The following is a 1,944-nucleotide window of genomic DNA, read 5'->3' on the forward strand; positions in this document are numbered from 1 at the left end:
TGGAGCACTGAGTAGTGCTCCTGTGTTGCAAATCACTTGGTGACCCACAGGGCCTTCAAAGTCAGGATCATCTTCATCTAGTTCATCTACTTTATAAGAAAGTGATGCATCATCAATACAGGGATGCTCTGAGACTAGAGAATAATGAAGGTCTTTCGCTTCTGCCACCGTCTTAGGTGCTCCTTCCACCCTCGTATCATAAGAATGGAGAACGCCCTTGGGACCATACTTTTTAACGTAGTCACCGTCTATTCCGCCGGGATAATCAGGGTTTTCTGGCTCTTCCTCAGAGTTGAGGTGATAGAGATTGCCATAAAACTCTTCAAAGCCATGATTGGTAGGAAGAAACTCATCGCGATCGCCAAGGTGGTTTTTACCAAATTGGCCTGTGGCATAGCCTTGTTCTTTCAAGATTTCGGCCAGGGTAATATCTTCGGTACTCAGTCCCAAATCAGACCCTGGGAGACCTACTTTGGTCAAACCAGTACGTCCAGGGCTTTGACCCGTGATGAATGCTGCCCGTCCAGCGGTACAGCTATTCTCTGCATAGGCATCGGTAAAGCGAATGCCCTCTTCAGCAATGCGATCAATATTTGGGGTACGGTAGCCCATCATACCGTCGTTGTAGGCACTCAGGTTAAACCAACCCACGTCATCTGCCATGATGACGATAATATTGGGCGTAGTGGTCTCCTCAGCAAAGGCAGGAGCAGTCGGGAGCCAGGGCAGCAGTCCCGACAGAAACAACATCAGGGAAATCACCAGAGCGATTCCTGATTTGAGAATTCGTCGCATAAATCAGAAACTCCTTGATCGATAGAGGTTAATAGAACTCAGGCCGCATCCCAAAGCGGGATTTGGGCAGCCTTGGCTGAATTGGACACGCAAGAGTTCATCAATTGATCCCTTGTCATCGGTTTCATTTGAGTCCTCACTGGGGGAGCAGTGAAGCTATTTTTTCCTGGCTTTCTAGGCTGAGATCTTGCACCATTGTCATTAATCTTCGGGTGGGCAGTGCCTACCAACGCGCTTTGCAAGCTTCATTATCTGTCTGGTGCACTGCCCACCCTACATGAACCAAGACAATGCCCTTTTCAAAGGCACTAATATTTGTCCAACCAATGTCATCTCCCATAATTACCAAGATGTTGGGCTTGCCTTGTGTGTCGGCAAGTGCTATTCCCTGGTTAGTTCCTGGCAGGAAACTGACTAGGGTGAAGGTCATCCCTAGTACGATCGCGATTGGGACATTCACTAATCGTTTCCCAATCTGGGCTAGAGCGATTAGCTCTCAAATATTTCATGACACCTCCTGTTTGTATGGGAGTTTAAACGTTAGTGTTGCAAGTTTTCTGCACCGGTCCCATGTCACTTATGCAGAGCATTTGTACTAAAGCTATAGCCCCCTGATGGGTCTTAGCTTGCTGTGATAGTACATAGTTCATATGTTCTGCAACTTTGACTGTGCAACTTTGACTTGCTCCCTATTCAAGGCTAAACATAAACGCCTGCCCTGAAAACTCAAAAATTCCAACTTTACTAACCATAAGACTCAAATAGTATTTGAGGGTATAATCATTAGTTTTATCTATGATTCGTTTTGTTAAGCCTCGTTATCAATCGTCTCAAAACCAGGTATAGTTGCATTTTAAAATTCTCCACAAAATTCCCCCACCGCCGTGTAGCAGGTGGGGGAATTTTGCGGGTCTAGTTTGTGCTACAATAAGCTAGGATAGAATTGATAGTCTTTGGCTAAGAGTTGAGTTAAGATCGTGAGCCAGTAACAGGTGATCTTCAACTTCACTGGCTTAACCCATAGCAATTTGAATAAAACGGGTTAGTTCGGCTTTTCCCACACCTAAGCTGAGTTCTGACTGCTGTTCGCGTAGCGTGCGCGTAGCCCATATGCTTAGGTTGTGATTTCCCTTAATTCTTCCTTAATAA

At 45.7% G+C, this 1,944-nt stretch carries 2 protein-coding genes; both read right to left on the minus strand.

The features are described from left to right. The coding region (locus F6K20_RS36415; RefSeq protein WP_502708922.1) for a sulfatase-like hydrolase/transferase at nucleotides 1-750 on the minus strand (750 nt) is incomplete at its 3' end. Nucleotides 751-1,018: 268 nt separating this feature from the next. Next, nucleotides 1,019-1,255 carry a hypothetical protein gene (locus F6K20_RS36420; RefSeq protein WP_287264646.1) on the minus strand — a complete coding sequence of 79 codons (237 nt, stop codon included), beginning with the start codon at nucleotides 1,253-1,255 and terminating at the stop codon, nucleotides 1,019-1,021. Nucleotides 1,256-1,944: the final 689 nt, after the last annotated feature.

Origin of the sequence: Moorena sp. SIO2C4, assembly GCF_010672485.1 — a bacterium.
Classification (GTDB): Bacteria; Cyanobacteriota; Cyanobacteriia; order Cyanobacteriales; family Coleofasciculaceae; genus Moorena; species Moorena producens.